Source organism: Neoroseomonas lacus (assembly GCF_014644535.1).
Lineage (GTDB): Bacteria > Pseudomonadota > Alphaproteobacteria > Acetobacterales > Acetobacteraceae > Neoroseomonas > Neoroseomonas lacus.
Genome location: NZ_BMKW01000016.1, coordinates 119351 through 144751, shown reverse-complemented (window position 1 = coordinate 144751; position 25401 = coordinate 119351). Strand labels below are relative to the sequence as shown.

At 70.5% G+C, this 25401-nt stretch carries 21 protein-coding genes and 3 tRNA genes; 14 read left to right on the top strand and 10 right to left on the bottom strand.

What is annotated here, in order from left to right:
• Window positions 1-193: 193 nt before the first annotated feature.
• Both IEY36_RS26335 and IEY36_RS26330 read right to left on the bottom strand, forming a co-directional pair.
• Window positions 194-267, bottom strand: a tRNA-Gly gene (locus tag IEY36_RS26335).
• A gap of 77 nt (window positions 268-344) precedes the next feature.
• Window positions 345-427 (bottom strand) — tRNA-Tyr (locus IEY36_RS26330).
• A 128-nt stretch (window positions 428-555) separates the two neighbouring features.
• Here IEY36_RS26330 and rlmB point away from each other — a divergent pair.
• The 3 genes from rlmB (at window position 556) to IEY36_RS26315 (ending at window position 3561) form a co-directional block, all read left to right on the top strand.
• Entirely contained in the window at window positions 556-1776 is a 1221-nt protein-coding gene (gene rlmB, locus IEY36_RS26325; RefSeq protein WP_188972553.1) for a 23S rRNA (guanosine(2251)-2'-O)-methyltransferase RlmB, read from the top strand.
• Window positions 1777-2393: 617 nt separating this feature from the next.
• Window positions 2394-3161, top strand: a complete 768-nt coding sequence (locus IEY36_RS26320) for a 2-keto-4-pentenoate hydratase (RefSeq protein ID WP_188972551.1) — start codon at window positions 2394-2396, stop codon at window positions 3159-3161.
• Between the two features lie 172 nt (window positions 3162-3333).
• The gene (locus IEY36_RS26315) at window positions 3334-3561 is read left to right on the top strand and encodes a hypothetical protein (protein ID WP_188972549.1); all 228 of its coding nucleotides are present in this window, start codon (window positions 3334-3336) and stop codon (window positions 3559-3561) included.
• Window positions 3562-3576: 15 nt separating this feature from the next.
• Here the strand turns inward: IEY36_RS26315 and IEY36_RS26310 are convergent, their stop codons facing one another.
• Window positions 3577-4707, bottom strand: coding sequence for an energy transducer TonB (locus IEY36_RS26310; RefSeq protein ID WP_229681590.1), 1131 nt, complete (start codon window positions 4705-4707; stop codon window positions 3577-3579).
• A 149-nt stretch (window positions 4708-4856) separates the two neighbouring features.
• Between IEY36_RS26310 and IEY36_RS26305 the strand changes: the two genes are divergently transcribed.
• Window positions 4857-4928, top strand: a tRNA-Thr gene (locus tag IEY36_RS26305).
• A 148-nt stretch (window positions 4929-5076) separates the two neighbouring features.
• On the opposite strand, the gene IEY36_RS26300 is transcribed toward IEY36_RS26305, so the two are convergent.
• On the bottom strand, window positions 5077-5442 hold the full coding sequence (locus IEY36_RS26300; protein ID WP_188972544.1) for a DUF4087 domain-containing protein: 366 nt from the start codon (window positions 5440-5442) through the stop codon (window positions 5077-5079).
• Window positions 5443-5565: 123 nt separating this feature from the next.
• Here IEY36_RS26300 and IEY36_RS26295 point away from each other — a divergent pair, with 123 nt between their 5' ends.
• The 4 genes from IEY36_RS26295 to IEY36_RS26280 all read left to right on the top strand — a co-directional run bounded on the left by IEY36_RS26295 (window position 5566) and on the right by IEY36_RS26280 (window position 10726).
• Complete coding sequence (locus IEY36_RS26295; protein WP_229681589.1) at window positions 5566-7158, top strand: ABC transporter substrate-binding protein; 1593 nt, start codon at window positions 5566-5568, stop codon at window positions 7156-7158.
• On the top strand, window positions 7155-8039 hold the full coding sequence (locus IEY36_RS26290; protein ID WP_188972542.1) for an alpha/beta hydrolase: 885 nt from the start codon (window positions 7155-7157) through the stop codon (window positions 8037-8039). Before IEY36_RS26295 ends, IEY36_RS26290 begins: the two co-directional genes overlap by 4 nt.
• 166 nt (window positions 8040-8205) lie before the next feature.
• A complete protein-coding gene (gene uvrB / locus IEY36_RS26285) occupies window positions 8206-10395 on the top strand; it encodes an excinuclease ABC subunit UvrB (RefSeq protein ID WP_188972540.1) in 2190 nt (729 codons plus the stop codon).
• 103 nt (window positions 10396-10498) lie between these two features.
• Window positions 10499-10726 (top strand): hypothetical protein, encoded by a 228-nt coding sequence (locus IEY36_RS26280; protein WP_188972538.1) that lies wholly within the window; start codon window positions 10499-10501, stop codon window positions 10724-10726.
• A 352-nt stretch (window positions 10727-11078) separates the two neighbouring features.
• Here IEY36_RS26280 and IEY36_RS26275 read toward each other — a convergent pair whose 3' ends face one another.
• Window positions 11079-12512, bottom strand: coding sequence for an alpha/beta hydrolase (locus tag IEY36_RS26275; protein ID WP_188972536.1), 1434 nt, complete (start codon window positions 12510-12512; stop codon window positions 11079-11081).
• Window positions 12513-12607: 95 nt separating this feature from the next.
• Between IEY36_RS26275 and IEY36_RS26270 the strand changes: the two genes are divergently transcribed.
• Window positions 12608-13621, top strand: coding sequence for an AI-2E family transporter (locus IEY36_RS26270; protein ID WP_229681588.1), 1014 nt, complete (start codon window positions 12608-12610; stop codon window positions 13619-13621).
• A 14-nt stretch (window positions 13622-13635) separates the two neighbouring features.
• Window positions 13636-14862, top strand: a complete 1227-nt coding sequence (locus tag IEY36_RS26265; RefSeq protein WP_188972534.1) for a patatin-like phospholipase family protein — start codon at window positions 13636-13638, stop codon at window positions 14860-14862.
• Between the two features lie 247 nt (window positions 14863-15109).
• On the opposite strand, the gene IEY36_RS26260 is transcribed toward IEY36_RS26265, so the two are convergent.
• The gene (locus IEY36_RS26260) at window positions 15110-15580 is read right to left on the bottom strand and encodes an MmcB family DNA repair protein (protein ID WP_188972532.1); all 471 of its coding nucleotides are present in this window, start codon (window positions 15578-15580) and stop codon (window positions 15110-15112) included.
• A 33-nt stretch (window positions 15581-15613) separates the two neighbouring features.
• Here IEY36_RS26260 and IEY36_RS26255 point away from each other — a divergent pair, with 33 nt between their 5' ends.
• Window positions 15614-16744, top strand: coding sequence for an isocitrate lyase/PEP mutase family protein (locus IEY36_RS26255; protein ID WP_188972530.1), 1131 nt, complete (start codon window positions 15614-15616; stop codon window positions 16742-16744).
• On the opposite strand, the gene IEY36_RS26250 is transcribed toward IEY36_RS26255, so the two are convergent.
• Entirely contained in the window at window positions 16659-17492 is an 834-nt protein-coding gene (locus IEY36_RS26250) for an SDR family NAD(P)-dependent oxidoreductase (protein ID WP_188972528.1), read from the bottom strand. The two genes, IEY36_RS26255 and IEY36_RS26250, sit on opposite strands and share 86 nt — an antisense overlap.
• A 90-nt stretch (window positions 17493-17582) precedes the next feature.
• Between IEY36_RS26250 and IEY36_RS26245 the strand changes: the two genes are divergently transcribed.
• Window positions 17583-18698 carry a PQQ-dependent sugar dehydrogenase gene (locus IEY36_RS26245; RefSeq protein ID WP_188972527.1) on the top strand — a complete coding sequence of 372 codons (1116 nt, stop codon included), beginning with the start codon at window positions 17583-17585 and terminating at the stop codon, window positions 18696-18698.
• A 368-nt stretch (window positions 18699-19066) separates the two neighbouring features.
• On the opposite strand, the gene IEY36_RS26240 is transcribed toward IEY36_RS26245, so the two are convergent.
• On the bottom strand, window positions 19067-20332 hold the full coding sequence (locus tag IEY36_RS26240; protein ID WP_188972525.1) for a type VI secretion system contractile sheath domain-containing protein: 1266 nt from the start codon (window positions 20330-20332) through the stop codon (window positions 19067-19069).
• Window positions 20333-20481: 149 nt separating this feature from the next.
• On the opposite strand from IEY36_RS26240, the gene IEY36_RS26235 reads away from it, so the two are divergent.
• The gene (locus tag IEY36_RS26235; RefSeq protein WP_188972523.1) at window positions 20482-21651 is read left to right on the top strand and encodes an MFS transporter; all 1170 of its coding nucleotides are present in this window, start codon (window positions 20482-20484) and stop codon (window positions 21649-21651) included.
• Window positions 21652-21788: 137 nt separating this feature from the next.
• Here the strand turns inward: IEY36_RS26235 and IEY36_RS26230 are convergent, their stop codons facing one another.
• A complete protein-coding gene (locus tag IEY36_RS26230) occupies window positions 21789-22016 on the bottom strand; it encodes a hypothetical protein (protein WP_188972521.1) in 228 nt (75 codons plus the stop codon).
• A gap of 161 nt (window positions 22017-22177) precedes the next feature.
• Here IEY36_RS26230 and IEY36_RS26225 point away from each other — a divergent pair, with 161 nt between their 5' ends.
• Window positions 22178-22927 carry an SDR family NAD(P)-dependent oxidoreductase gene (locus IEY36_RS26225; protein ID WP_188972519.1) on the top strand — a complete coding sequence of 250 codons (750 nt, stop codon included), beginning with the start codon at window positions 22178-22180 and terminating at the stop codon, window positions 22925-22927.
• A 434-nt stretch (window positions 22928-23361) separates the two neighbouring features.
• Here IEY36_RS26225 and IEY36_RS26220 read toward each other — a convergent pair whose 3' ends face one another.
• Complete coding sequence (locus IEY36_RS26220) at window positions 23362-25197, bottom strand: trigger factor (protein ID WP_188972517.1); 1836 nt, start codon at window positions 25195-25197, stop codon at window positions 23362-23364.
• Window positions 25198-25401 lie beyond the last annotated feature (204 nt).

Below are 25401 nucleotides of genomic sequence, written 5' to 3'. Positions count from 1 at the left end.
AGCGACGTCTTGCCATGGTCCACATGCCCAATCGTGCCAATGTTGCAGTGCGGCTTGTTCCGCTCGAATTTCGCCTTCGCCATGGCTTTGTCCTGCTACCTCGTTTGAGACTCGTTTCTGCCGACGCAAGCCCCGCGCCCCTGCCGGCGCGAAGGAAACCCCGCGTTCAACCCCACCGGCCACCCGCACGTGCTGGAGCGGGTGACGGGAATCGAACCCGCACAACCAGCTTGGAAGGCTGGGGCTCTACCATTGAGCTACACCCGCGCCGTGAGGCACCGACCAACCAAGTCCCCGCCGCCCGGTCGGGGGAGTGATCCCGTGGTGAACGGGCGGGCGAGATATGGAGGGGGTTGGATTCGAACCAACGTAGGCGTGAGCCAGCGGATTTACAGTCCGCCCCCTTTAGCCACTCGGGCACCCCTCCGCAGCCGCCGACCGAAATCCAGGTCAGCGGGAGCGCGCGGACTATCCGCATTGACCACCCCGTGTCAACGGAGGGCGCGATTTCGCGTAACGCTTGCTTCGCACGCAACACTGGTGAGGATGCGGCCCATGCGACGCCCCCCGAAGCGGCCTGAAGGCCGCACCCCCAACCGTCCCGCGGGACCCCCGGCCGCCCGCGGCCCTGCGTCGCGCCCCGATCGCCCCGGTGAGGCCCCGCGCAAACCCGCGCGCGGCCGCCCGGAGCGCGACGCCGAGGAGCCACGCAAGCCGCCTCGCGCCGCCCGCCCCGAGGCCAGTGACGCCCCACAACGCCCGGCCCGTGGCCGTGCCGAGCGGATCGGCGAGGCGACGCGCAAACCCGCCCGCGCGAGCGACAGCCCGCCCAAGCCACCGCGCGGCCGCGCCGAGCGCTTCGGCGAGGACCCGCGCAAGCCGGCCGCCCGCCCGCGCTTGGACCGCAACGCCGAGGCGCCGCCGAAATCCCGCCACGGCCGCCCCGACCGCCGGGGCGAGGAACCGCGCCGCCCCGGCCGTGGCCGCCCGGAACCAGTCGCCGCCCCCGTGCCGCCGCCCGAGCCGGTGCCCGAGCCGCCGCGCCCCGGTGCGGGCGCGGGGTCGGGCGCCTATTGGATCTATGGCCATCACGCGGTGCTCGCGGCGCTGTCGAATCCGCGCCGCAAGCCGCGCCGGCTGCTCACCACCACCGATGCGGAACTCGCCCTGCGCGACGAATTCGACGGCCCCTGGCGGGTCACCCCCGAACGCGCCGAGCGCAGCCGCTTCCAGACCTTCCTGACCGAGGATGCGGTGCATCAGGGCATCGCGTTGCTCGCCGAACCGTTGGAGTCGGTGATCCTGGAAGACGCCATCGAGGCCTCCGACGGCCCGGTGCTGCTGCTCGACCAGGTGACCGATCCGCGCAATGTCGGCGCCACGCTGCGCGCCGCCGCGGCCTTCGGCGCCGCCGCCGTGGTGTTGCAGGACCGCCACGCTCCGCATGAGACCGGCACCCTCGCCCGCGCCGCCGCCGGCACGCTCGACATCGTGCCGGTGGTGCGGGAGGTGAACCTCTCGCGCGCCATCTCGACCTTGCAGAAGGCCGGCTTCTGGGTGCTGGGCCTGGCCGGCGACGCCAAGCGCACCCTCGCCGAGGCCGCCCCGCGCGACCGCCGCGTGGCACTGGTGCTCGGCGCCGAGGATGCCGGGCTGCGCCGCCTGCAACGCGAGACCTGCGACGAGCTGGTGCGCCTGCCGATGGCCGAGGGGGTGGAGAGCCTCAACGTCTCCGCGGCGGCGGCGGTGGCGCTGTACGAGATCGTCCGCCGCTGAGCAGGCGAGCACCGGGTGGCGGATACGCTCGCACCGGCGCTGTGGGGTGGAAGGTTGGAGGGGCGCCGCCCCTCCAAACCACCCCGCCAAAGGCCTGAGGCCTCTGGACACCATTTTTCCGACCCGGCCGAGGGACAGCGCTGGATTTTGATTGTTGTTCTTGCTATGTTCTTATCGCCAACGCACGAGGTGCGCTTGGCGCATGCAAGGCCGATAAAAGCTTAAAATCCTAAAATCTTAAAGTGTGCAAAATCAATACATTGGCACATTTTGGCCCGCGCAAAGCGCCCGCTCCCGATGCTGATGGGTGCATTCATGCCCAGCACCAGATCGAGGTATCCAGGGACCCTTAAGCCTTTGCTGGGGGCGTGAGGCTCTGCCTCACGCGGAGGGGCAAAGCCCTCTCTGGTTCCGCCGTGCAACAGCACGATCCTGGCGCGTCTGACGCGACGCCCCTCTCGGCTCCTGCGGTCTGGATACAGGGCCCTTGGCATCACCAAACGGCGTCTGATGAGCGGCGCGTTGCGGCGCCGGCCGGGCTGCGGCATCGTTCCGGCGGCACGGACGATGCGCGGGCCCGGCACGACGGGCCCGGCAGGATGGGGAAGGAAACACGAATGGCATCCGACGCCGCCGAGGCCATTCTCGAAGCGCGCCGCGCGCGGCGCATCCTCGCCCCGCTCGGCGCCATCGCGCCGCAGACCATCGAGGCCGGCTATGCCGTCCAGAAGGAGGTCGCCCTGCGCCTGGGCGGCCTGCCCCCGGCTGGCTTCAAGATCGGCGCGACAACGAAGCAGATGCAGGCCTATCTCGGCCTGCCCGGGCCGTCCGCCGGCTTCACGCCCAAATCCGGGCTGCGCGGCAGCCCGGCCACCGCCCGCCATGCCGATTTCCTGAACCCCGGCGCCGAATGCGAGGTCGCGGTGCGGCTGGCGCGCGACATCGCCCCCGGCCCCTGCACGCGCGACCAGGCGGCGGCAGCCGTCGGCGAGGTCTTCGTGGCGATGGAAATTGTCGAGAAGCGCTATGACGACCTCGGCAAGCTCGGCACGCCGACGCTAATCGCCGACCAAGTGTTCCATGCCGGGGGTGTGCTCGGCACGCCGGTGGCCGATTGGCGCGCCGTCGACCTCGCCGCCACCCGCGGTCGGCTGTGCGTGGATGGGCAGATGCGCGGCGAGGGGGTCGGCGCCGACCTGCTCGGCCATCCCTTCGAGGCACTGGCCTGGCTCGCCGCCTCTGCCGGCGCGGCGGCCTTCGGCGGGCTGCGGGCGGGGCAGGTGGTGTTCCTCGGGTCGGTCACGCCGCCGATCTGGCTCGATGGTCCCTGCACGGTGGTGGTGGAATTCGACACGCTGGGGCGGGTCGAACTGACGCTGAGTTGATCGCGCGGCACTCGGCCGGCACCGGGGCTTTGGCGGGCGCTGTGGCGCCCGGCCAGGTGTCATGCACCCCGATCGTCACCGCCGGTTAACCATTCGCGGTGCAATTTCCCCCTGCGGCCCGCTGAGCCACGACCATCGCCAAGAAGGCGGATGACCCGAGAGGGAAAACGCCATGCGGCCTGCCGGTTGGAATCACCTGAGCGACGACGTGCAATTGGTCCTGTCACGTGAGGCGCTGCGCCGCGCCGCCGAGACGCTGGCCGACCATGCCGAAATCCTGGCCCGGGAAATGGAGGACGGTGCGCTGCTCGATCGCGGCGGCCCGGATGCGCTGCGGCTGTTTGCCGCCGTGGTGCGCAGCACCAATCGCGACGCCTTCGGCGAGATCGGGCACGCCTGATCCGCCGCTCGCCGCCTACTGCCCGTACAGGATGTAGTTGATGGTCAGGTCGATGGTGACCTGGTCCTCCGCCGTCCCGGGCGGGAAGGGCGGCAGCTGCGCCCCGCGGAACACGCTCTGCGAATAGAAATTCAGGCGGATGGAGCGCGAGGCGGTGCGCAGTTCCACCCCGCGCACGCGGCCATCCGGCCCGGTCTGGATGCGCACCGTCACCGGCCCCTGTTCACGCAGATCGATCGCCTCGCGCGGGTAGTGCAGGTTCTGGTCCAGCCATTGCCGGAAGGCATTGCGCCAATCCGGACCGGCCTGGGCACCGCGTACCCGTAGCTGCTCGGTATCGCCAGGCCCGGCCGTGGTGGCGCCGGGGCTGAGGTCCAGCCCGCGCCGCGGCGCGGCCGACCGGCCGGGATCGCCTAGATGGATCGGCGGTCGCCGCGTGAGGTCGAGCGGCGGGAGTCGCTCGGCGGTCTGCGCCGGGGGGCTCGGGGCGGGCGGTGGCGGTGGCGGCGGCGGCGGGAGTGGTAAGGGCTGCGGCGCGGCGGGGCGCTCGGCGAGCACCGGCGGCCGGGCGGGCTGCGGCGGCGGCGGCGTGCGCTCTGGCGCGGGCGGCGGCGGTGGGGCCGGCGCCTCGACCTGGCGGCGCGGCGGTGGTGGCGGGCTCTCCGGCGCCGTGACGACCGGCGGCGGGGTGGGCGGCGGCTCGGCGGGGCGGGGCGGCGGCGGCGTCGGGCTGGCGTCGGCCACGCGCGGCGGCGGTTCGGCGATCGGCGGTGGTGGCGGCAGTGGTTCGGCCACGCGCGGCGGCGGCGGCACGGGCGGCGTGGCGGGCCTGGGCGGCGCGGCGGGGCTCGGCGGCACCTCGGCGAGTGGCGGCGGGGGCGGTGCCGGTGGCGGGGCGAGGATGGTGACCGGTGCTTCCTCGGGCGCCTCGGCGCCGCGCGGCGCCTGGTCGGACCCGCCCTGGAACACGACGGCGAAGGAGGGCGGCGGCAGTTCCTGCGGTGGTTTGCTGCGTGGGTCGAGGTCGAGCAGGATCGCCACCACCAGGGCGATGTGCAGCAACGCCGAAATGAGGCCGGTCCAGCGCAGCGTGCGCCGGCCACGACGGCGCCGCGCCAGCGGGCCGAGCGGCTCGGGCATCGACATGGCGGCCGGCGGGGGCGGCAGCCGGCGGTCTCGCGGGGACAGACGCATCGGGAGGTCGGGCAACCCCTGGCATATGGACGGCAGTCACGCCGAATCGAGAATCCGGACGTCTTGCCGCATGGAAGCGCTCTGCTACACCAAGGCGGCGCGCCGGGTTAGCACAGTGGTAGTGCAGCGGTTTTGTAAACCGAAGGTCGGGGGTTCGAATCCCTCACCCGGCATGTTCCCGGAACAATTCGCATCACGATACGACCAGCCGGCAGCCCCGGTTGCGCCTCGGCTTCGCCCGTCATTGCGCGCCTGTTCCGCCCTCGGATGGGGGCAAGGCAAGCCTGGGTGGCGAAGGACGCCTCCGCCTTCCTCCGACCCTCACCCCGGCGGCGGCAGCGCACGATCCGCCCGGCAGCGCGACAACGGCAGGGCTTCCGCCGCCAGCACCCGCACCACCCGCTGCCCCGGCGCCGTCTCCAGCGTCAGGCAGGCGCAGCCATAGCCATAATGGCCGTTGGTCTCGACCCAGCCGCGCGTCGACATGTCCGGGACCTCGTCCATCCCCGCCACGGGGTCGCGCCCCTGCACCGAGAGCACCCATTCGCCGTCCCGGTCGCGCAGCCACCAATTCGCCGGGGTGGGATTCACCAGCCAGCCGCAGCGGCGTTCCGGCTTCGCCTCGGCCGGCAGCGCGCCGCCCAGCACCAGCATCGCCACACCCAGAACCAATCCCACACGCCGCATCGCGTCGCCCTCCGTGGCCGGCATCCTGCCGGGGCCGCGGCGACGGCGAAAGCCCGGTGGCGGTCGCCTGACAGCAGTCCGGGGCGGGGCTATAGCGGCGGTATCCAGCATGGGATCTGAACCTTGCGTCACATCGCCCTCGCGCTTTCCCTCTGCGGCGCGCTCGCCACGCCCGCCGCCGCGCAGACCCTGCGCATCGGTATGGCCGCCGAGACCACCGCGGCCGACCCGCACAACTACGCCGCCGCGCCGAATTCCACCTTCCGCGACCATGTCTTCGACGGGCTGACCGCGCTCGATGCGCGGCTGCGGCCGGGCCCGGCGCTGGCCACCGCCTGGTCGCGGCGCGACGACCGCAGCTGGGTGTTCGAGTTGCGCGAGGGCGTCACCTTCCACAACGGCCAGGCCTTCACAGCCGATGACGTGGTCTTTTCCTATTGCCGCGTCCTCAACAACGAGGCGGAGGTGGTCGGCTCCTTCTCCCGCGAGATCCGCCGCATCGCGGCGATGACCGTGGAGACGCCGCACCGCCTGGTGATCCGCACGGCGGAACCCGAGCCGCTGCTGGCCTCCGACCTCGCCTCCGTCGCGATCATCCCGCATGGCACGCGCGGCGGGCTGACCTTCACCCCGGAAGGCTGCGGCCGCGAAGGCCCGTGGCCCGGCGTCGCGGAGTTCAACGATGGCAGCGCGGCGATCGGCACCGGCCCCTTCCGCCTGCGCCGCTATGACCGCGCCAGCGGGATCGTGCTGGCCCGCAACGACGCCTATTGGGGCGACAAGCCGCATTGGGCCGAGGTGCGGCTTCGCCCGATCACCGCCGCCGGGCCGCGCCTCGCCGGGCTGCTGGCGGGCGACCTCGACGTGGTGGAGGCCCCGGCCACCGCCGACGTGCCGCGTATCCGGCAGAACCCGGCCTTCGCGCTGGCCGTCTCGCCCACCACGCGGCTGATCTTCCTGCAGATGGACCAGCGCGCGAACGCGCCCTTCGTACAGGGGCCGAACGGGACGAACCCGCTGCGCGACGTGCGGGTTCGCCAGGCGCTGTCCATGGCGATCGACCGCCGCGCCATTGCCGAGCGCATCATGGATGGGCTCGCCACCCCGGCCGGGCAGTTGCTGCCCGAAGGCATGCGCGGCACGGTGCCCGGTGCCGGGATGCTGCCCTATGACCCCGCCCGGGCGCGCGCGCTGCTGGCCGAGGCAGGGGTGGCGAATGGCCTCTCCTTCACGCTGCACGCCACCAACAACCGCTACGTCAATGACGCGCGGATCGCCCAGGCGCTGGCGCAGTATTTCCAGCGCGTCGGCGTGACGGTGGCGGTTGATGCGCTGCCGTCCAACGTGTTCTTCGCCCGGCGCGGGCGCAAGGAATTCTCGGTGCCGATGGGCGGCTGGGCGGCCTCCGCCGAGGAGACGCAGCTGTTCTTCCGCGCCTGGATCACCACCACCGATCGCGACAAGGGTTTCGGCATGAGCAATTACGGCGAGTTCTCCGACCCGGAGATCGACCGCCTGGCGCGCGCCGCCTTCGCCACCATGGACGAGGCCGAGCGCGAGCAGCTGATGGAACAGGCGAGCCGGCTGGCGATCGAGCGGCTTCCCGTGCTGCCGATCCATTTCGAGAATGCCGCCTGGGCCTTCCGTCGCGGCCTGGTCTTCGAGGGCCGCATGGACCAGACGACGCCGGCGCAGTCGATCAGGCCGGCGTCATGATCGACACCGAGGTCATCGCCCGCGCGCTCGCCGCGCCGGGCCGCAGCGCCACGCCGCTGACCGACCCGCTGCACGGCAAGCCTGTCGTATTGCAGGCCTATCGCGCCGCCGGTTTCACGCCCGATTCGCCGGTGGTGTTCGTACAGCACGGCATGGGCCGCAATGGCGACGAGTACCGCGATTTCTGGATCGAGGCGGCGGATCGGCACGGCTTGCTGATCCTCGCGCCCACCTTCGCCGCCGAGACGCACCCCAACGCCGAGCCCTACAATAATGGCGGCGTGCTGGACGCAGCCGGAGCGGTGACGCCACGCGAGGGCTGGGCCTACCGCCTGCCGGCGCGGGTCTTCGCGGCGGTGCAGGCGGCAGGCGTCACGCGGCGGCGCCAGGCCTTCCTGTTCGGCCATTCGGCGGGGTCGCAATTCGCCCATCGCATGGCGTCGCTGACCGACCGCGCGCCCTTCTGCGCCATCGGCTGCGGCAATGCGGGGTGGTATTCGCTGCCGCTGCTCGACCGCCCCTTCCCCGAAGGGCTGGGCGGGTTGGGGCTGACCGATGCCGATCTGGAAGCCTGGCTTGCCTATCCGCTGCTGATCCTCGCCGGGGATGCGGATGTGGAGACCAGCGGCCCCTCGCTGCCCTCCAACGCGGAGGCGGTCGCCCAGGGGCCGCACCGCTTCGGCCGGGCGCACAACTACCTGCGCGTGGCGCGAGAGGAAGCCGCCCGCCGCGGCGTGCCATGCCATTGGCGGATCGAAGTCGTGCCGGGCATAGGCCATGATGGCGATGCCATGTCCAAGGTCTGCGCGGCGATCTGGTTCGAGGGCCATCAGCCGGATGCGGCGCGCATGGCGACGCTGGCCGGCAAGGTCGCGCTGTAGAGCAGCGCCCGATCAGGTGGAAACACCTGATCGGGTGAAGATGCCCGCAAAAACAATAACCTGGCGTGGATTCCGTGAGCCGGAACGAGCGCGAGCCGCTCCGGGCTTCGCGCCGGGGCGATCCGCGAGGTGGCAATTCGCACCGCGATGAACCATCTCTGTTCCCATGAACCTGATCGCCCCCGGCCCTGTCCTGTTCATTCCCGAAAAGCGCCCGGCCCCGCCTTCCGAGCGGCCGCTGAAGGTCGTGTCCCCCTTCGAGCCCAATGGCGACCAGCCAACGGCCATTCGCGAGATGGTCAGCGGCATCCGGCAGGGCGAGCGCGACCAGGTGCTGTTGGGCGTGACCGGCTCGGGCAAGACGTTCTCCATCGCCAAGGTCATCGAGGAGGTGCAGCGCCCAGCCCTGGTGCTGGCGCCGAACAAGACGCTGGCCGCGCAGCTCTATGGCGAGATGAAGTCGTTCTTTCCCGACAACGCCGTGGAGTATTTCGTCAGCTACTACGACTACTTCCAGCCGGAAGCCTACGTCCCGCGCACGGACACCTATATCGAGAAGGATTCCCAGATCAACGAGCAGATCGACCGCATGCGGCATTCCGCGACGCAGGCGCTGCTCGAACGCAATGACGTGGTGATCGTCGCCTCGGTGTCCTGCATCTACGGCATCGGCTCGGTCGAGACCTACAGCCGCATGGTCGTGAAGCTCGAGCGCGGCGGGCGGATCGACCGCGATGCGCTGGTGAAGGGGCTGGTCGAGCAGCAATACCGCCGCAACGACACCTTCTTCGCCCGCGGCACCTTTCGCGTGCGCGGCGAGAGCGTCGACATCTGGCCGTCGCACCTGGATGACCGCGCCTGGCGCATTTCGCTGTTTGGCGACGAGATCGACGGCATTCGCGAATTCGACCCGCTGACCGGCGAGATCACCGGCGAGATGGAACGCGTCTCGGTCTATGCCAACAGCCACTACGTGACGCCGCGCCCGACGCTCACCCAGGCGATCAGCCAGATCAAGATCGAGCTGAAGGAACGCCTCGCCGTGCTGGAGGCCGAGGGCAAGCTGCTGGAACGCCAGCGCCTCGAACAGCGCACCATCTTCGATATCGAGATGATGGAGACGACGGGGTCCTGCAAAGGGATCGAGAACTACTCGCGCTACCTCACCGGCCGCCGGCCCGGCGACCCGCCGCCCACGCTGTTCGAATACCTGCCGGACAATGCGCTGCTGATCGTCGATGAGAGTCATGTCACCGTGCCGCAAATCGGCGGCATGTATCGCGGCGACTTCGCGCGCAAGGCGATCCTGTCCGAATTCGGCTTCCGCCTGCCCTCCTGCACCGACAACCGGCCTTTGAAGTTCGAGGAGTGGGACACCTATCGCCCGCAGACGGTGTTCGTTTCCGCGACACCAGGCCCGTGGGAAATGGAACGCACCGGCGGTGCGTTCGCCGAACAGGTGATCCGCCCGACCGGCCTGGTCGATCCGGTCTGCGATATCCGCCCGGTCGAGGGCCAGGTGGACGATCTGCTTGCCGAATGCCGCGAGGTGTCGAAGAAGGGCGGCCGCGTGCTGGTCACGACGCTGACCAAGCGCATGGCCGAGGACCTCACCGAATACATGACCGAGGCCGGCATCCGCGTGCGCTACCTGCACAGCGATGTCGATACGCTCGAACGCATCGAAATCATCCGCGACCTGCGCAAGGGCGTCTTCGACGTCCTCGTCGGCATCAACCTGCTGCGCGAGGGGCTCGACATTCCCGAATGCGCGCTGGTCGCGATTCTCGATGCCGACAAGGAAGGATTCCTGCGCTCCGCCACCGCGCTGATCCAGACCATCGGCCGCGCCGCGCGCAATGTCGAAGGTCGCGTCGTGCTCTATGCCGATGTCATGACCAACAGCCTCAAGCGCGCGCTGGAAGAGACCGAGCGCCGCCGCACCAAGCAGACGGCGTGGAACGTCGAGCACGGCATCACGCCGACCACCATCAAGCGCGAGATCGCCGACGTGCTGCGCGATGTCTCGCAGGGCGACTACATCACCATCGAGGCGGTGGTGGGCGAAGAAGAGACGAATTTCGTCGGCAAGGATCTGCGCGCCTCCATCGCCGAGTTGGAACGCAAGATGCGCGCCGCCGCCGCCGAGCTGGAATTCGAAACCGCCGCCCGGCTGCGCGACGAGATCAAGCGGCTGGAAGCGCTCGACCTGGGGCTGGAGCCGAACCTCGCCGGGCGGTCCCTGCGCGAGGCGACGCCCAAGGCCGATTGGAAGCCCAAGCCGATGGGCCCGGGTGGTGGTGGCTACGACCCCAAGAAGCTGAAGGGTGGCGCGCGCAAGCGGCGCGGCCCCTGACGCGATCGTGAAACCGGGGGCAGCCCTGCCCCTTTTCTGCCAGCCTCGCGACACACGCGTCGATTGTACTGCTCCCATCGAACACCATCGATGGAGGCACATCATGAAACGCATTCTGGCCGTCGTGCTTCTCGGGCTGAGCGTCACCGCCTGCGCCGACCCCGCGGGCAACCGCGCGCTGATCGGCGGCGGCCTCGGCGCCGGCGCGGGCGCAGGCGTCGCGGCACTGACCGGTGGGTCGCCACTGGTAGGCGCGGCAATCGGCGGTGCCGGCGGCGCGCTGGTGGGCGCGGCGACGACGCCACGGCCGCGGCGCGGGTATTACGACTGACATGGGGGCCTCGGAGAGGGGCTCTGCCCCTCTCCGAACCTCACCCCGCCAAAGGCCCCAGGGCCTCTGGACACCTCGACTTGACGTTGGGCCCGACGGTCCCACGAAAATGGAAAGGTCTCGCCGGGCACAATGCCGAGCAATGCGCTGGGTACCGGGTGAGACACGCGCTCAGCTCGGAGAAGCGCCCACCCTGCCCAACACCAAGCATCGGTTCCCAAAGGCCTCGGGCAGAGGGGCCCCTCCCATTGGCGTTGCTTTGCACCTTCAATAGATCCCCGCGGTGAGGTGAGATCGGGAGAAAGGCAAAGCCCGTCTGCGGTTCCAACCGTCATGCGTATGGGTCGGCGCCCTATGGCCCCACCCGCTCCAGCAGATACGCGAAGAACGGGTTCCAGGTGACGCGGGTGAAGAAGCCGGCATCCATCACCAGCACGCCGCGTTCCCCCCGCACCGCCAGCACACCCAGCGCGACGCCCATCGAATCCGTCGGATCCGGTGCCCCGCCATACAGCCCATCCGAGGCCGGAAACGGCAGCGCAACATGCGACAGCGAATAGACGTCGCGTGGCCAGTCGATGCCGAGCGGCTGCGTCGCCTCGATGTCGCTGCCCGGCACGATGCGGCGCGCCGTCGCGGCAACCGTCACACCGTCATTGCCCACCACCGTCACCGCGTAGCGTCGCGTCGCCGGGGGCAGGATGCGGTCCAGCACGCGATCGATGCCGGTTGCGAACAGCGGCCCGAACCGCATGCTGCGATTGAGGTCGAACAACACCAACTCGCTGCCATTGTCAGGCAGGCGATCATACAGCCGCGTCAGCACCGCCGGCGTCGACACCGTCGCATCCACCACCGACTGGAAGGTCAACACCGGCGGCAGCGCCGCCAGCCGCCCCGCTTGCGCCAGCCGGTCGAGTTGCGCATCCAACGCGCTGGTCAGCCGATAGGTCTGCCGCGCCGCGTTGACCGGGAAGGAATTGAACTTGAACGGGTTGAACTCCGGCAGGATGTCGAGCCAGGCCGTCTTGGCGAAACGCGGCAGGAAGGCGGGCAAGCCTGCCAGCCCGGCAAAGCGAGCGAAGGCCGTCACGCCCACCATCGGCGACAGCAGCACGAGCCGATCGGCCCGCGGCAGTGACGGATTCTCGACCGCATCCAGCGCGTGCTTCAGCGCCAGCGCGCCGCCATTCGAATAACCCACCAGATGCAGCGGCCCAACCGGCACGCGCGCCCGCGCCGCCCGCACCGCCAAGCGCGTCGCCGCCATCCAGTCTTCCCACACCGCCTCGGTCAGCCCGCCCGGCACTATGCCGTGGCCCGGCAGGCGAATGGCGACGGCCAGGTATCCCCGCTCACGATACGCCTCGGCCAGGTGCCGCAGGCTGTAGGGCGCATCCGTCAGCCCGTGCAGGAACACTGCGACGCCGGCCGGCGGGCCGGCGGGCTCCAGCACGAAGGAACGGTTCCAGTCGCTCGCCAGATTAGCCGGATTCACCGGGCTGCCCTCGAACCAGCGATTGGTGGCGACGCGATCCGTGATGTCGAGCCGCTCCGTCACGGCGGCGCGCGTCGCCGCGAAGGCGGCATTCTCGGCGGCCATCCAACCTGTCCAGTCGCTGTGGTCGAGCGCGGCGACCGACAGCTCCGGCGGGACGAATTCGTGCCACGGGCCAAGCGGTGGGCCGCTCTGCACATCCCACACGCGCACGCCGACGAAAAGCAGCAGCAGCAGCACCACCGCCACCACGGCACGGCGCAGGCTGCGCGACAGGAAACCGATCATGACAACTCCGTGCAGACCTTGCGCCCTGCATCGCGCCGATGGAGGGTGGAGCGCAACCTGCAAAGCTCACCCTGCAACACGATGACCGGGCTCGAATGATCACTGACAGCGCCCTTCGCACCATGGCCGGTGTCTGCACCGCCATCCTCGTTGCCGCGGCGTTGTCGCTGGCGCAGTCGGTGCTCGCCCCCGTCGCTTTCGCGCTGTTCGTCATCGCGCTGGCCTGGCCGTTGCAGCGCGGGCTGGAGCCACGCCTCGGCGGGGCGGTCGCAATGATCGTCACGCTGCTCGTCAGCCTTACGGTGGTGGGGGTGATGGTGTTCCTCGCCTCCTGGGGCTTCGGGCGCGTCGGCGCCTGGGTGGTCGCCAATGGCGCGATGCTGCAGGAACTCTATCTGCGCAAACTGGAATGGGCGGCAGCGCAAGGGATCGAGATCGACCCCATCATCGCCGAACATTTCAACATGCGGTCGCTAGTCCGCCTCGCGCAGGAAGTGCTCTCGCAACTCCAGGGCCTGCTGACCTTCGTCGCCGTCACGCTGGTGTTCATGATCCTCGGCCTGCTCGAGACCGGCGCCGTGGCACGCAGCCTCGCGACCATGGGCAGCACCGCCGAGGCGATGCTCGGTGCGCTGTCAGAGACCTCGTCGAAGCTGCGCACTTACATGGCCGTGCGCACGGTGATGAGCGCCTTCACCGGCCTCGCCGTCTTTGCCTTCGCCTACGCGATGGGGCTCGAGCTCGCCGCCGAATGGGGCGTGATCGCCTTCGTCCTGAACTACATCCCCTTCATCGGCTCCTTCCTCGCCACCTTGTTCCCGACGGTCTTCGCCATCCTGCAATTCGGCTCCTGGCAGGCGGCGATCGCCGTCTTCGCCTGCCTGCAGGTGATCCAGTTCCTGTCGGGCAGCTACATCGAACCGCGGCTTGCCGGCGCGCGACTGGCCATCTCGCCTTTCATGGTGCTGGTGGCGGTGTTCCTCGGCGCCTTCCTCTGGGGCGTGCCGGGCGCCTTCATCGGCGTGCCGGCGCTGATCGCTGCGCTGACCATCTGTGAGCGCTTCGACGGCAGCCGCTGGGTCGCCACGTTGCTGTCGGGCAAGCAATGAACGGAGAGGCGGCCTTGACGAACAGGCTTTCGCGCCGCCGCGGCATCGGCGTGATGGCGCTGTTCATGGCTCTCCTCGCGCTGGTCGGCTGCGGCAACATCCATCGCCTCGACCCGCCGCCGCTCGCGGCGACGCAGGCACTGCCCATCGTCGGCATCGCCAATGCGCGCTTCTGGCCCGATGCGGAAACCGAACCGCTGCTGCGCGAGATTGTCCAGCTCAATCAGCGCCAAGCCGCGATCGCCGGTCCGCGTCAGGCACTGGCGGCGCGGAATTTCCTCGCTTTGTCCGGCGGCGGCGACAACGGTGCCTTCGGCGCCGGGCTGCTGGTGGGTTGGACCGCCTCCGGCCGGCGCCCCGCCTTCGATGTCGTCACCGGCATTTCCGCCGGCGCGCTGATCGCGCCCTTCGCCTTCCTCGGCCCCGCCTATGACGCGCAGCTGCGCGAGGTGTTCGCCGACGTCGCCCCGCATGACGTGATCCAAATGGGCAGCCTGGTACGCGCCGTGCTGTTCGGCGAGGCGCTGGCGGACACCTCGCCGCTCTATCGCCTGATCGCACGGCATGTGAACGAGGCGATGATGGCGGCCATCGCCGCCGAATACGGTCGCGGTCGGCTGCTGCTGATCGGCACCACCAATCTCGACCTCGGCCGGCCGGTGCTGTGGAACATCGGTGCCATCGCGGCGAGCGGCCACCCGCAGGCGCTGGAGCTGTTCCGCCGCATCCTGCTTGCTTCCGCCTCCATCCCCGGTGCCTTCCCGCCGGTGCTGGTCGATGTGGATCTCGATGGTCACGCCTATCAGGAAATGCATGTCGATGGCGGGGCGGCGCTGCAGATGTTCCTCTACCCGCCGACGCTCTCGCTGCGTCCCGTGACGCGCGGCCGGCCGGAGCGCGAGCGCACCGCCTGGGTAGTACGAAATGGGCGGCTCGATACGGAGTGGTCGTCGACCAATCGCTCGATCCTCGGCATCGCGTCGCGCTCGGCATCGACGCTGCTGCATTTCAGTGCTGTCAACGACATCACGCGCATCTACCTCACCACGCAGCGCGACGGGGTTAATTTCCGCCTCGCCTATATCGGCCCGGAGTTCCAGGCGCCGCGCTCGGAACCCTTCGAGACGGCCTTCATGCGCGCGCTGTTCGAGTACGGGTATCGGCAGGGGCTGGAGGGCAATCGCTGGGCGACGTCCCTGCGCCCGATCGCCTCGATCGAGCGCAACAACGGCGGGCCATAGCGACAGGCCCGCGACGTCCGCAGAACGTCGCGATCAGGACGCTATGCCAACGGCACGCGGCTTTGCATCATGCCGAGGTCGCGCATGCGGCCCGCGGGAGGCCGTCGAAAGCCTGGCAATCCGGAGGATTGCGCATTACGCGAACAGCATGCCTGCGGCACGTCACGCGTAGGCGTACCTGACGACGTCAAAAGTCGAATGCCGGCGATCGAAGAATTCGGCCGCTGGTATCAGGCGCCGCGCGGCATCACTCGAGCCGCAGCGCCGCGCGCATCTCTGCCGCCCCCGCCGGGTCGGACAGCGCCGCCAGCCGTCCGGCCGCCAGCATCGCCATGCGCTGCACCAGCGCGCGCCGGCGTGCCGCGGCCAGGCGGTGTTCGGGCGCTTCGCGGATCAGTGCCGCCTCGCGGTCATCGGCCACCACGAGGCCGACCTCGGCCGGCAGCAGGCCCTGCGGGAAGTCGAGGTCTACCGCGAAATACAGCTGGTCGCACCAGGCCCGGTAATCCCACCATTTCGCGTCGGTGAGGAAATCCCGCGCGCAGGATTTCACCTCGATGATGACGAACTCGCCGCCCGGCCGCAGCGCCAGGATGTCGGCGCGGCGGCCATCGGGCAGCGGCACCTGCTCGATCGGTGCCCAGCCGCGCAGCGCACAGAAGCGCGCCGCGGCGCGGGTGACGGAGAGGGTGCGGGTGGCGGCGTCCATGGCGCTCATGTTCGCTCTATGTTCCAAACCAGGCAAGGGCCCATGCATTTGCCGGGTGCGAACGCCGCCTTCGCGAAGCTGTTCTTCCGCCGCGTGCAGCCCGACCGCAAGGTGCCATCACCAACGGATGGAAACGACGAGATGGCAGTATCAGATCTGCGCCGCCGATTGCTGGCGAATGAGACGATCCTCTGCGGCGGCGTGTGGGACTCACTCTCGGCCATCATCGAGGAACGCGCCGGGCTCGATGCGGTGAAACTTGGCTCCTCGCAACTCGCCGCCTCGGTCGGCCTGCCGGATATCGGATTGCTCTCGGCCGCCGAGACACGTGACCGCATCTTCAGCATCACCGATCATATCGAGATCCCGCTGATGGCGGATTTCGAGAGCGGCTATGGCAGCGAGCGCGACATCGCCTCCGCCGTGCACTGGGCGCATGAATTCGAACGCGCCGGCGCCGCCGCCATCCATATCGACGATTACGGCGACGACAAATGCCCGTGGCTGCCGCCCTTCATCCCGTTGCTGATGAGCGCTGAAGGCATCGCCGACAAGATCAAGGCGATCTGCGACCGCCGGCGCAGCGAGGATTTCCTCGTCATGGCGCGCTCGGGCGCGACCTCCTCCATCGCCTGCGCTGACAAGGAGGCCGCCTTCGAGGAGAGCCTGCGTCGCTTCCACCTGTGGAAGGAGGCGGGGGCGGACATCATCTGGCCGCGCGTCTTCACGGAGGAACACTTGGCGCGCGCGCGGGCCGAACTGCCCGGCGTGCTGTCGCAATCCATTGCGGGCAAGAAGGCCCAGGGCCGCGTCGGCGCCGAAGGCCGCGCCGAGCCGTCCTACAACGCCTTTGAGTATACCGATCGCGGCTACAAATTGCTCACGGTCGGCGCGACCTTCCAGACCGTGATGATGCAGGCGCTCAGCACCGCCGCGCGCAAGTACCGCGAGAGTGGCGATTGCAACGCCTTCGCCGAGATGTCGATGCCGCAGCGATCCGCCGCCCGCGTCACACTGCCCGCATCGAGGCAGCCGAGGAACAGGCGCAGGGTGACCCAATCCGGCGGCGACGGCATGATCGAGGCAGCTACCGCACCAGCCCGCTCGGCTTCGGCGTGGCGCCGACATTGCCGGCCGACCGCCCGGCATCGACCGGCAACGTCACGCCGGTGATCCAGCGCGCCGCCGGCGAGGCGAGGAAGCAGGCCGCCTCCGCGACATCCCAGGCGGAGCCTTCAACCTTCAGCAATCCCGCCGTCGCGCGCTGCTCGCGCAACTCATCCGACATGCCGCGCGAGGCGACCATCGGCGTATAGACATAGCCGGGCGCGACTGCGTTCACGCGGATCAGGTCGCCGCCGTGATGCGCGGCCATGGCGCGCGTCATCTGCACGATGGCGCCCTTCGAGGTGGCGTAGAGCAGGCCCGGATGGCCGCCCTGCAAGCCGGCGATGGAAGCCATGTTGACGATTGCGCCGGCACCCTGCTTGCGCATTTCCGGCACCGCGTAGCGCGCCATCAGCACCATGGATTTCACGTTCACGGCCATGCCGTGGTCCCAGGCATCGAGGTCGAGCACGGTCGCATCGCCCGGCGGGCCGCTGAGGCCGACATTGTTGATGAGAATGTCCACCCGGCCCCACAACCGGACCGCCTCGGCCACCGCGGCCGCGCAATCGGCGGGCTTCGAGACGTCGCACACCGCCGAGGCACTGGTGCCGCCCTCGGCATGGATCATGTCGCCGGTGCCCTTGAGCCAGCCCAGCTCGACATCGAGCAGCAGCACCTTCGCCCCGCGCCGCGCCAGCAGCGTGGCGATGGCGCGGCCATTGCCGACCGTGGTGGTGCCGGTGCCCGGGTCGCGCGACCCGGCGCCGGTAACGATGGCGACGCGGCCATCGAAACGCGTGTTGTCCTGCATGCCTGGTTTCCTCCGTTGCCGGCAAGCCTGCACCCGTACGGCACGGCTGCAAAGCTTGCGGGTCCCGGGCGGCAAGCCCACCTGCCCTGCATGATCCGCCGCGCCATCCTCACCCTCGCCCTGCTCGCCACGCCCGCATTGGCGCAGGACGCGCCGATCGTCTCGGAGCGCGCGACCTTTCGCGTCACGACGTTCGCGACCGGGCTCGAACACCCCTGGGGTGCGGCCTTCCTCCCGGACGGGTCGATGCTGGTTACCGAACGGCCCGGCCGGCTGCGCCGCGTGACACCCGATGGACGCGTCTCCGCCCCGCTCGCCGGCGTGCCGCCCGTCGAGGCCGCCAGTCAGGGCGGGCTGCTCGACATCGCCCTGGCGCCGGATTTCGTCCGCACGCGGGAGGTGTTTCTCTGCCAGGCGGCGGCAGTGCCGGGCGGCGCGCTGACGCGCCTGGTCACCGCGCGGCTCTCCCCCACCAACGATGCGCTGACCGGGTTGCGCCGGTTGCTCGACGCCACGCCGGCGCAGGAATCGGGCCGACAGCATTACGGCTGCCGCATCGCCTTCGGCCGCGACGGGCACCTGTATCTCTCGACCGGCGAGCGCAATGAGCGCGCCCGCGCCCAGCGGCTCGACGATCTGGCCGGCAAGGTCATCCGTCTGACGCGCGACGGCCGCATGCCGGACGACAACCCCTTCGTCGGCCGCACCGATGCGCGCGGCGAGATCTGGTCCTATGGCCATCGCCACCCACAGGGCCTCGCCGTGAACCCCTGGACTGGCAGTCTGTGGGAAGCCGAGTTCGGGCCGCGCGGCGGGGACGAGGTCAACGTCATCCGCCGCGGCGGCAATTACGGCTGGCCGGTGGTCAGCTTCGGGCGCGAATACTGGGGGCCGCGCATTTCACGTGAGACCTCGGCCCCCGGCATCGAGGACCCGATCCATGTGTGGGTGCCCTCGGTCAGCCCCTCCGGCATCGCCTTCTATGACGGAGCAGCGTTTCCGGGGTGGCAGCGCAGCCTGTTCGTCGCGGCGCTGAACACGCCCGGGTTGGTACGGTTGTCCACCGAGGGCGACCGCGTCACCGGGGAGGAGCGGCTGCTGTGGGGCAAGACGCGCCTCCGTAACGTGGTAGTGGGGGCGGATGGGCGAGTGTTCCTGCTGACGGATGCGCCGGATGGGGCGATCCTGCGGTTGGATCCGGTGTGAGGGGCGTTGCGCCCATGTGGCCGACGATGGTGGTGACCCGTGGCAGAACCGGAGAGGGTTTTGCCCCCTCCGGACCTCCCCCACCAAAGGCCTAAGGGCCTCTGGACACCTCGAATTGGTACCGGGCCTGCGGGTTCGCCATGCGGGAAATTGACCTAAGCTGCGGATTTTGCACGTTTTAAGGTTCTGGTATTTTAAGCTTTTATGACCCTTGCGCATGGATGCGCCGATCCCTTGATCTGAAGATCAAAACAGGAACATTTCCCCAGATCCAGTGCTGTCCCTGCCCAGGGCGGAGAAATGGTGTCCAGAGGCCTCGGGCCTTTGGCGGGGTGGTTTGGAGCGGCGGCGCCCCTCCAATCTCGCGGTCACGGCAGGTTCAGCATCACCCGATGCGTCGCGCTGGCCGTGCCTTGCGGCAACCGCACCCGCAGCTTCGCCGCCAGCAGATGCACGCCCGGGTGCCCCTTTGCCTCGGGCAATTCGGCGGTCCCTTCGGCGAGCGGCCCATCCTCCCCACACAGCCCTTGCAGCCAAGTGTTCAGCGCGCGGGCTGCCGCGGCCGCACCGTGGCCGCGATGCAGCTCATGCGCGCCGCGCAGGGCGAGCGCCTGCAGGATGCGTCCGGTCCCCAACACCCAGGGCAGACGCACTGCCAGCGCCGCGTCGGCCGTCGCCGCCGGGGCGTGGAAGCGGGGCGCCTTGTGGAGGCTTGGCGCAAGCAGGACCGCGGCGCGGTCGGGCCCGCGCGGGACCAGCAGCGTCAGGCCGGCGGTGGCCAGGGCGATCTCCTGACCGTCTGCCGGGTCGGCTTCGGTGGGGATGCTGCCGGCGGGCGGCAGGCCGGGCTCGGTACCATGCTCGCGGCCCTCGATGCCGGCGGCCCAGCCGTCGCGGTGGAAGGCGGCCACGGCGCGGGCGGCGAGCACCCAGCCGCCGCCCGTCCAACGCGGGGCGCCCTGCCCGCCGCGCGCCAGCACGCGGGGGCCGGCGAGGCAGAGGAAGCGCGCCTCCTCGCTGTCGCGAAGGGCGCGCCAGGCGACGTGGCGGGGGCCTTCGAACAGCCGCGAAGGGTCGCGCCGGGCAGGCAGTTCGGGCCAGCCGTCGAGGTCGAGCAGCATGGGGGCGATATGGGCGACCACGGGGACGAAGGCGCCGGCGCCGGCGGCGGCAAGGCCGCGCAGGGCCAGCACATCCTCGGGGCCGGCGTCGAATTCGGCATCCATCAGCAACAGGCCGAAGGGCTCGCCGGCGCCGAGGCCTTCGTCCCACAGCTGGGCGGCGAGTTCGCTGTCGGCGGGGTCCTGCACGGCGCGCAGGTCGCGCGCCACCTCGCGCTTGGTCAGCGGCATCAGCTTCACCACCACCGGGGCGTCGTCGGGGGCCTCGACCAGGCGGTGCAGGGAGCGCCAGGCGGCCTCCAGCGCGACGAAGCGCGGGTGGTTGGTGATCGCCGCCTGCATCAGGGCGATCATCGCCTCGACCTTGGCGAGCGCGCGGTCCTGCGACCCGCCGGCAGCGGTGACGGTGGGGCGGGCCGCTTCGGTCGCGGCGAATATCGCGGCGAGCGGGTCCTCGGCGTCATCCGGCGTGTCGGGCATCAGGACCTCCGCGATGGCCAGTGTCCCGCGCACGACATCCTCGGGAGGTCGGGCGCGCGCCACTGGCAGGTGGGTGGCGGCCTGACGCGGCGAGGCGCATCGGCAGCACACTGGGGGCAGGGTAGCGCCGGGCGCGGGGCCTGTCCCGCCATGGCTTGACGCGGCGGCGCATGCTGCGCTGCATGGTGGGCTTGCGCCCTGACCTTGCCCTCCTCCCCCTCCTTGCCGCCGCCGGCTTCGCCGCCGGGGGCGGCATGCGGTTGATGGACCCGCTGCTGCCGTTGCTCGCCGCCGATTTCGGCGTGGGCGTGGCGGCGGTGGCGCCGGTGGTGGCCGGCTTCACCCTGGCCTATGGCGCCGGGCAGCTGGTGACAGGGCCGCTCGGCGACCGCTTCGGCAAGCTGCGCGTCGCGGCGCTGGCGCTGCTGTTGTACGGCATCGGGCTGGCGGTCTCGACGCTGGCCTGGGACCTCGGCTCGATGGTGGTGCTACGCACGGCGACCGGGCTGGTGGCAGGGGCGGTGATCCCGCTCGCCATCGCCTGGATCGGTGATGCGGTGCCCTATGAAGACCGCCAGGCGACGATCGGGCGGTTCCTGACCGGCATGGTCATGGCGCAGCTGCTGGTCGGGCCGGCCTCGGGGATGGTGGCGGAGTTCGCCGGCTGGCGGGCGTCGTTCCTGATGCTCGCGGTGCTGGCGCTGGTGGTGGGCGGGCTGATGGCGCGGCGGCTCGGGCCGGCGATGCTGGAAGGGGCGAGCGGGCAGGCGCGCGGCTTCGGCTTCGACCAGTACCGGCGGATCTTGCGCGCCCCGGCCGGCCGGCGGCTGCTGGGGGCGGCGGCGGTCGATGGCGCGGCGCTGTTCGGCGGCGCCTTCCCGTTCACCGGCGCCTATCTGATCGAGCATTTCGGCCTGTCGCCCGGCGAAGCCGGGCTGGTGGTGGCGGGCTTCGGCCTCGGCGCCTTCATCTACACCAGGCTGGCCAAGCGGCTGATCGCGCGGCTGGGCGAGCAGCGGCTGGTCGGCGCCGGCGGCGCGATGCTGGCGCTCGCCTTGGCCGGGGTGGGCGTGGCGCCGAGCTGGTGGGTGGTGGCGATGTTGCAGGTGCCCTGCGGCATGGCCTTCTACATGTTCCACGGCGTGTTGCAGGCGCGCGCGACGGAAGCCCTGCCGGAGGCGCGGGCAACCGCGGTCTCGGCCTTCGCAATGGCGCTGTTCCTGGGGCAGAGCCTCGGCGCGCTGGTGTTCGGCGTGGTGCTGCACGCGGCGGGGTATGGCGCGGTGTTCGTGGGTGCGGCCGTGGTCACTGCGGCACTGGCGGCCTGGGTGGCGATGACGCCGGCGCGGTAGGGCCCTGCGCGCGACCGTAGCCGGCGTTGCAGCGTACGGCGTGGACGAGCAGGCCGCTGACAACAAGCGCCGGTGGCCTGGGGACGACCCCGCAGGTGCCCGAAACCGGGCCGCTCACTGCACTTCGACCGCCGGTGTCAGCCGGCCGCGTCCTCCGCCTCGTCCTCGACCATCGAGGCGATCAGCTGGTCGGTTGTGATCAGCAGAATGCGGCGGGCATCGAGGATCTGCGGCGCCTGATGCTGCAACGTCTCCCACCGCGCCTCTACCGCATCGAGGGCAGCGTCGAGGTCGGCGAAGGTTTCCATCTCGGGGGCGGCGCCGGCGGCGCGCCAGCGCAGATGGACAGGGCCTTGGGTCGTCATGGGGCGGCACCTCGGGGATCGGGGTTGAGGCTGTGCCGGCGGCGGCCGGCGGGTGCTGCACATAGGCGGGAAGCGGGCGGCTTGGCCAGGGGTGGCACCTCGCCGGCCGGCGCGCGGCACGGTAAGCAGGCGAAGCCATGCATGGCAGGAGGAAGCGAAGAATGACTCAGCAGCGCAGGACGGCCCTGATCACCGGGGCGGGGCGGAATATCGGGCGCGCGGTGGCGCTCGGCCTGGCCGAGGATGGGTTCAATGTGGTGCTGAACGGGTCGTCCGACCGGGTGGCCTGCGATGGCGTGGCCGAGGCGGCGCGCAGCTTCGGCGTCGAGGCGATGGTGGTGATGGGCGATGTCGGGAGTGCGGCCGAATGCGCGCGCATCGCCGGGGAGGCGATTAGGCGTTTCGGGGCGGTCGATGTGCTGGTGAACAATGCCGCGCTGCGGCCGGCCAAGCCGTTCCTGGAGATGGCGGAGGATGAGTGGCGGCGCGTGATCGCGGTGGACATGGATGCCGCGGTGTGGCTGTCGCGCGCCTGCCTGCCGGGGATGCTGGCGCGGGGCTGGGGGCGGATCGTCAACTTCACCGGCATGAATGCGATGCATGGATATGCCGGGCGGGCGCCGGTGAGCGTGGCCAAGCATGGCGTCTGGGGCCTGACCAAGGCGCTGGGCAAGGAATTCGGGCTGAAGGGCATCACGGTGAATGCGATCTCGCCGGGGCCGATCGCTGCCGATGAGCAGCGCACGGAGGCCGCGGACATCGCTTATCGCGCCTCAGCGGTGGCGAAGGTGCCGGTTGGGCGCGAGGGCACGCCGGCCGAGGTTGCCGCGGTGGCGCGGATGCTGGTGTCGGATGGCGGCGCCTATGTGAATGGGCAGATGCTGCAGGTGAACGGCGGCGCCCAGACCTGATACGAGCGGCACGAGGTTCTGACGCGTGCCGAGGGCGCGGATGTGGCCCGCCGGCAATCCGGCGAAAGCCAGGCAAATCGGCGGTTTGCGCGTCGCGCGGAAGGCGTGCCGCTGGCACGACGCGTCCAGAGCCGCTTTCGCGAGCATCTCCACCCGATCAGGCGATTCCACCGGATCGGGATCTGCCCTAGGGGCCCGTTCAGCCGGATACCAGCGGTCGAAGCATGCAGCCGTTGGCATGAGCCCTGGCGGCGCCTCGTCGATTTCGGAGAAATCGCGCGAAGGTCCAGGAAACTGAGTTTCCTGGCGGGGTGCTCGAGGGGCGGCGCCCCTCGTCGGCCCGACCCGTCGGATGTAGCGCCGGCCCTTGTTGCCAGTGACGAGCCTGCCCGCGACCGTCGCCGGACATCCGGCGGACGTCGCCGGCGGGACGGCTACGCTGCCGCCCCGAGTTCCTCAGGACTCACCTCGCGCTCGCTCACCGCGGCCTGGCTGATCAGCAGGTCGACCACCTTTTCCTCGAGCAAGGGTGCGCGGAGGGCCTCCAGCGCGCGGTCATTGCCGCGATAGAAGTCGAGCACCTGGCGTTCCTGCCCCGGATAGCGCGCGGCGTCCTGGCGGATGGCCTGGGCCATCTCCTCCTCCGTCACCCGCAGGTCGTGGACACGGGCGATTTCCGCGATCAGCAGGCGCAGGCGGACCCGGCGCTCGGCCAGGGCGCGGTATTCGACGTGCAGGGCGGCCTCCTCCCTGACGGCATCGGCCGCGTCGGCACGCCCGGCGCTCCGCTCGGCCCGCACACGTTCCCAGATCTGGGTGAGTTCCGCCACGCGCAGGCATTCCGGCACCGGGAAATCTGCGCTCGCGGCGACAGCCCCGAGCAGCGCCGCCTTCAGGCGCAGGCGGGCGCGCTGGTCGTATTCGCGGCGCAGGGAGCGCAGCACGGTGGCTTCCAGCGCCGCGACGTCGGCGAGGCCGACCGCGCGCGCCAGCGTATCATCCTGGGCGAGCGGCCGGCGCCGACGCAGCGCCGTGGCGGTGACGAGGTAGCGCGCGCGCTGGCCGGCCAGTTCGGTCACCGCATGGTTGGCGGGCAGCAATGCCTCGACCACGCGCGTCTCGCCCGGCGCGAGGCCTTCGAGCTGCGCCGAGAAACCGGGCGCGACGTCGGGGCCGCCGATCTCGATCGCCTGGCCCGCCAGGCTGCCGCCCCCGAACAGCAGGGCGGCGGGTTCCTCGGCGCCGGGGAAAACGCGCGCGGGGCCGATGCGCAGGGTGAGGTCGACCTCCTGGCCCGGCTTGAAGCCGATCTCGAGCACCGGGCGGGCATGGGCGAGGGTCGGGTTGTCGGTGGTCGGGACGGTCAGGCGCATCTCCTCGGCGCCGAGCTTGGCGGGTTGGCGCAGGCTGCGTAGGAAGGCCGCCTCGGAGCGTTCGTTGAAGCCGAGCCGGACCTCGCTGCCGGCCGGCAGGGCGCCGGCGAGGATGCGCGCGCGCATGCATAGCGTCAGCACTTGTCCGGCCGTGGCCTTGAGCCCGTTCGGCCTGGCCGCGAAGACGCGCAGGAAAGCCCCGGCGCGGGTCGTGCCGCGCAGCGCGAGGTCGAGGCAGGGCAGCCCGCCGTCGAGGCCGGTGGCAGTGATCTCCTGTTCCAGCCCGGGGGAGAGGTCGATCGACCAATCCGTCGGCGGCAGGCCGGGAATGCCGGCGCGCGCCCCCCGGCCGGCGCCGTTGCTGAGCAAGTCGACGGGCAGTCCGCCTTCGAGGTCGCAGACCAGGATGTCGCCAGGTGCCGCCGGCCGGGGTGGGACATCCTCCGTCGTGCCGTGCCGGTCGGCGAGGCGGGCGAGGGCCTGGCGCAGATGCGTCTCGGTCGGCTGTGCGCGCAGCCGCTCGACCCGGATGCCGGTGACGTCGGGCAGCGGCACGTCGGGCAGTTCCTCGAGCGCGACATTGATCGTGAGGTCACGGCCCTCGATGAAGGTGCCGACGACGATCCTCGGCTCCTGCGCCGGCCGCAGCGCATGGTCGGCGAGCAATTGCCGCACCGCGGTGGCGACTTCCTGTTCCACCACCTCACCCAGCACCGAGGTGCCGAAGCGCTGCATGACGGCGGGAAACGGAGCCTCCCCGCGGCGAAAGCCGGAGATCGGCACGGACCGGGCGATCTCGGCCACCCGCTGGTCGCGCAGCGCGGCGATATGGGCCGCCGGCAGGGTGATGACGTAGGCGCGCTTCAGGGCATCATGGACGGTCTCGGTGACCTGCATCGGGCGGTATCCGTCGAGGTGCTTCAGGTGGCCGACCGGACCCGGCGGCCCGGTCGACGGCCTCGTCCGGTGTAGCGGAGGCCCTGTCGAGTTCCAAGGCGGCGGGATGATCGCGTCGCCCGCGCGCGCCTGCGTCAGGGACCTGGAGCATGCTGCGTTCACGCCGCCTGCTCCCGGCGATCCTGGACGACCACCTCAACGCCG

Bases quoted from the DNA above. Each gene is read 5' to 3' on its own strand.
- IEY36_RS26270 (WP_229681588.1), top strand. From the start codon at position 12,608: ATGATCACTGACAGCGCCCTTCGCACCATGGCCGGTGTCTGCACCGCC.
- IEY36_RS26230 (WP_188972521.1), bottom strand. From the start codon at position 22,016: ATGACGACCCAAGGCCCTGTCCATCTGCGCTGGCGCGCCGCCGGCGCC.
- IEY36_RS26280 (WP_188972538.1), top strand. From the start codon at position 10,499: ATGAAACGCATTCTGGCCGTCGTGCTTCTCGGGCTGAGCGTCACCGCC.
- IEY36_RS26235 (WP_188972523.1), top strand. From the start codon at position 20,482: ATGGTGGGCTTGCGCCCTGACCTTGCCCTCCTCCCCCTCCTTGCCGCC.
- IEY36_RS26250 (WP_188972528.1), bottom strand. From the start codon at position 17,492: ATGCAGGACAACACGCGTTTCGATGGCCGCGTCGCCATCGTTACCGGC.
- IEY36_RS26300 (WP_188972544.1), bottom strand. From the start codon at position 5,442: ATGCGGCGTGTGGGATTGGTTCTGGGTGTGGCGATGCTGGTGCTGGGC.
- IEY36_RS26245 (WP_188972527.1), top strand. From the start codon at position 17,583: ATGATCCGCCGCGCCATCCTCACCCTCGCCCTGCTCGCCACGCCCGCA.
- uvrB (WP_188972540.1), top strand. From the start codon at position 8,206: ATGAACCTGATCGCCCCCGGCCCTGTCCTGTTCATTCCCGAAAAGCGC.
- IEY36_RS26255 (WP_188972530.1), top strand. From the start codon at position 15,614: ATGCATTTGCCGGGTGCGAACGCCGCCTTCGCGAAGCTGTTCTTCCGC.
- IEY36_RS26220 (WP_188972517.1), bottom strand. From the start codon at position 25,197: ATGCAGGTCACCGAGACCGTCCATGATGCCCTGAAGCGCGCCTACGTC.
- IEY36_RS26225 (WP_188972519.1), top strand. From the start codon at position 22,178: ATGACTCAGCAGCGCAGGACGGCCCTGATCACCGGGGCGGGGCGGAAT.
- rlmB (WP_188972553.1), top strand. From the start codon at position 556: ATGCGACGCCCCCCGAAGCGGCCTGAAGGCCGCACCCCCAACCGTCCC.
- IEY36_RS26310 (WP_229681590.1), bottom strand. From the start codon at position 4,707: ATGTCGATGCCCGAGCCGCTCGGCCCGCTGGCGCGGCGCCGTCGTGGC.
- IEY36_RS26290 (WP_188972542.1), top strand. From the start codon at position 7,155: ATGATCGACACCGAGGTCATCGCCCGCGCGCTCGCCGCGCCGGGCCGC.
- IEY36_RS26275 (WP_188972536.1), bottom strand. From the start codon at position 12,512: ATGATCGGTTTCCTGTCGCGCAGCCTGCGCCGTGCCGTGGTGGCGGTG.
- IEY36_RS26320 (WP_188972551.1), top strand. From the start codon at position 2,394: ATGGCATCCGACGCCGCCGAGGCCATTCTCGAAGCGCGCCGCGCGCGG.
- IEY36_RS26260 (WP_188972532.1), bottom strand. From the start codon at position 15,580: ATGAGCGCCATGGACGCCGCCACCCGCACCCTCTCCGTCACCCGCGCC.
- IEY36_RS26315 (WP_188972549.1), top strand. From the start codon at position 3,334: ATGCGGCCTGCCGGTTGGAATCACCTGAGCGACGACGTGCAATTGGTC.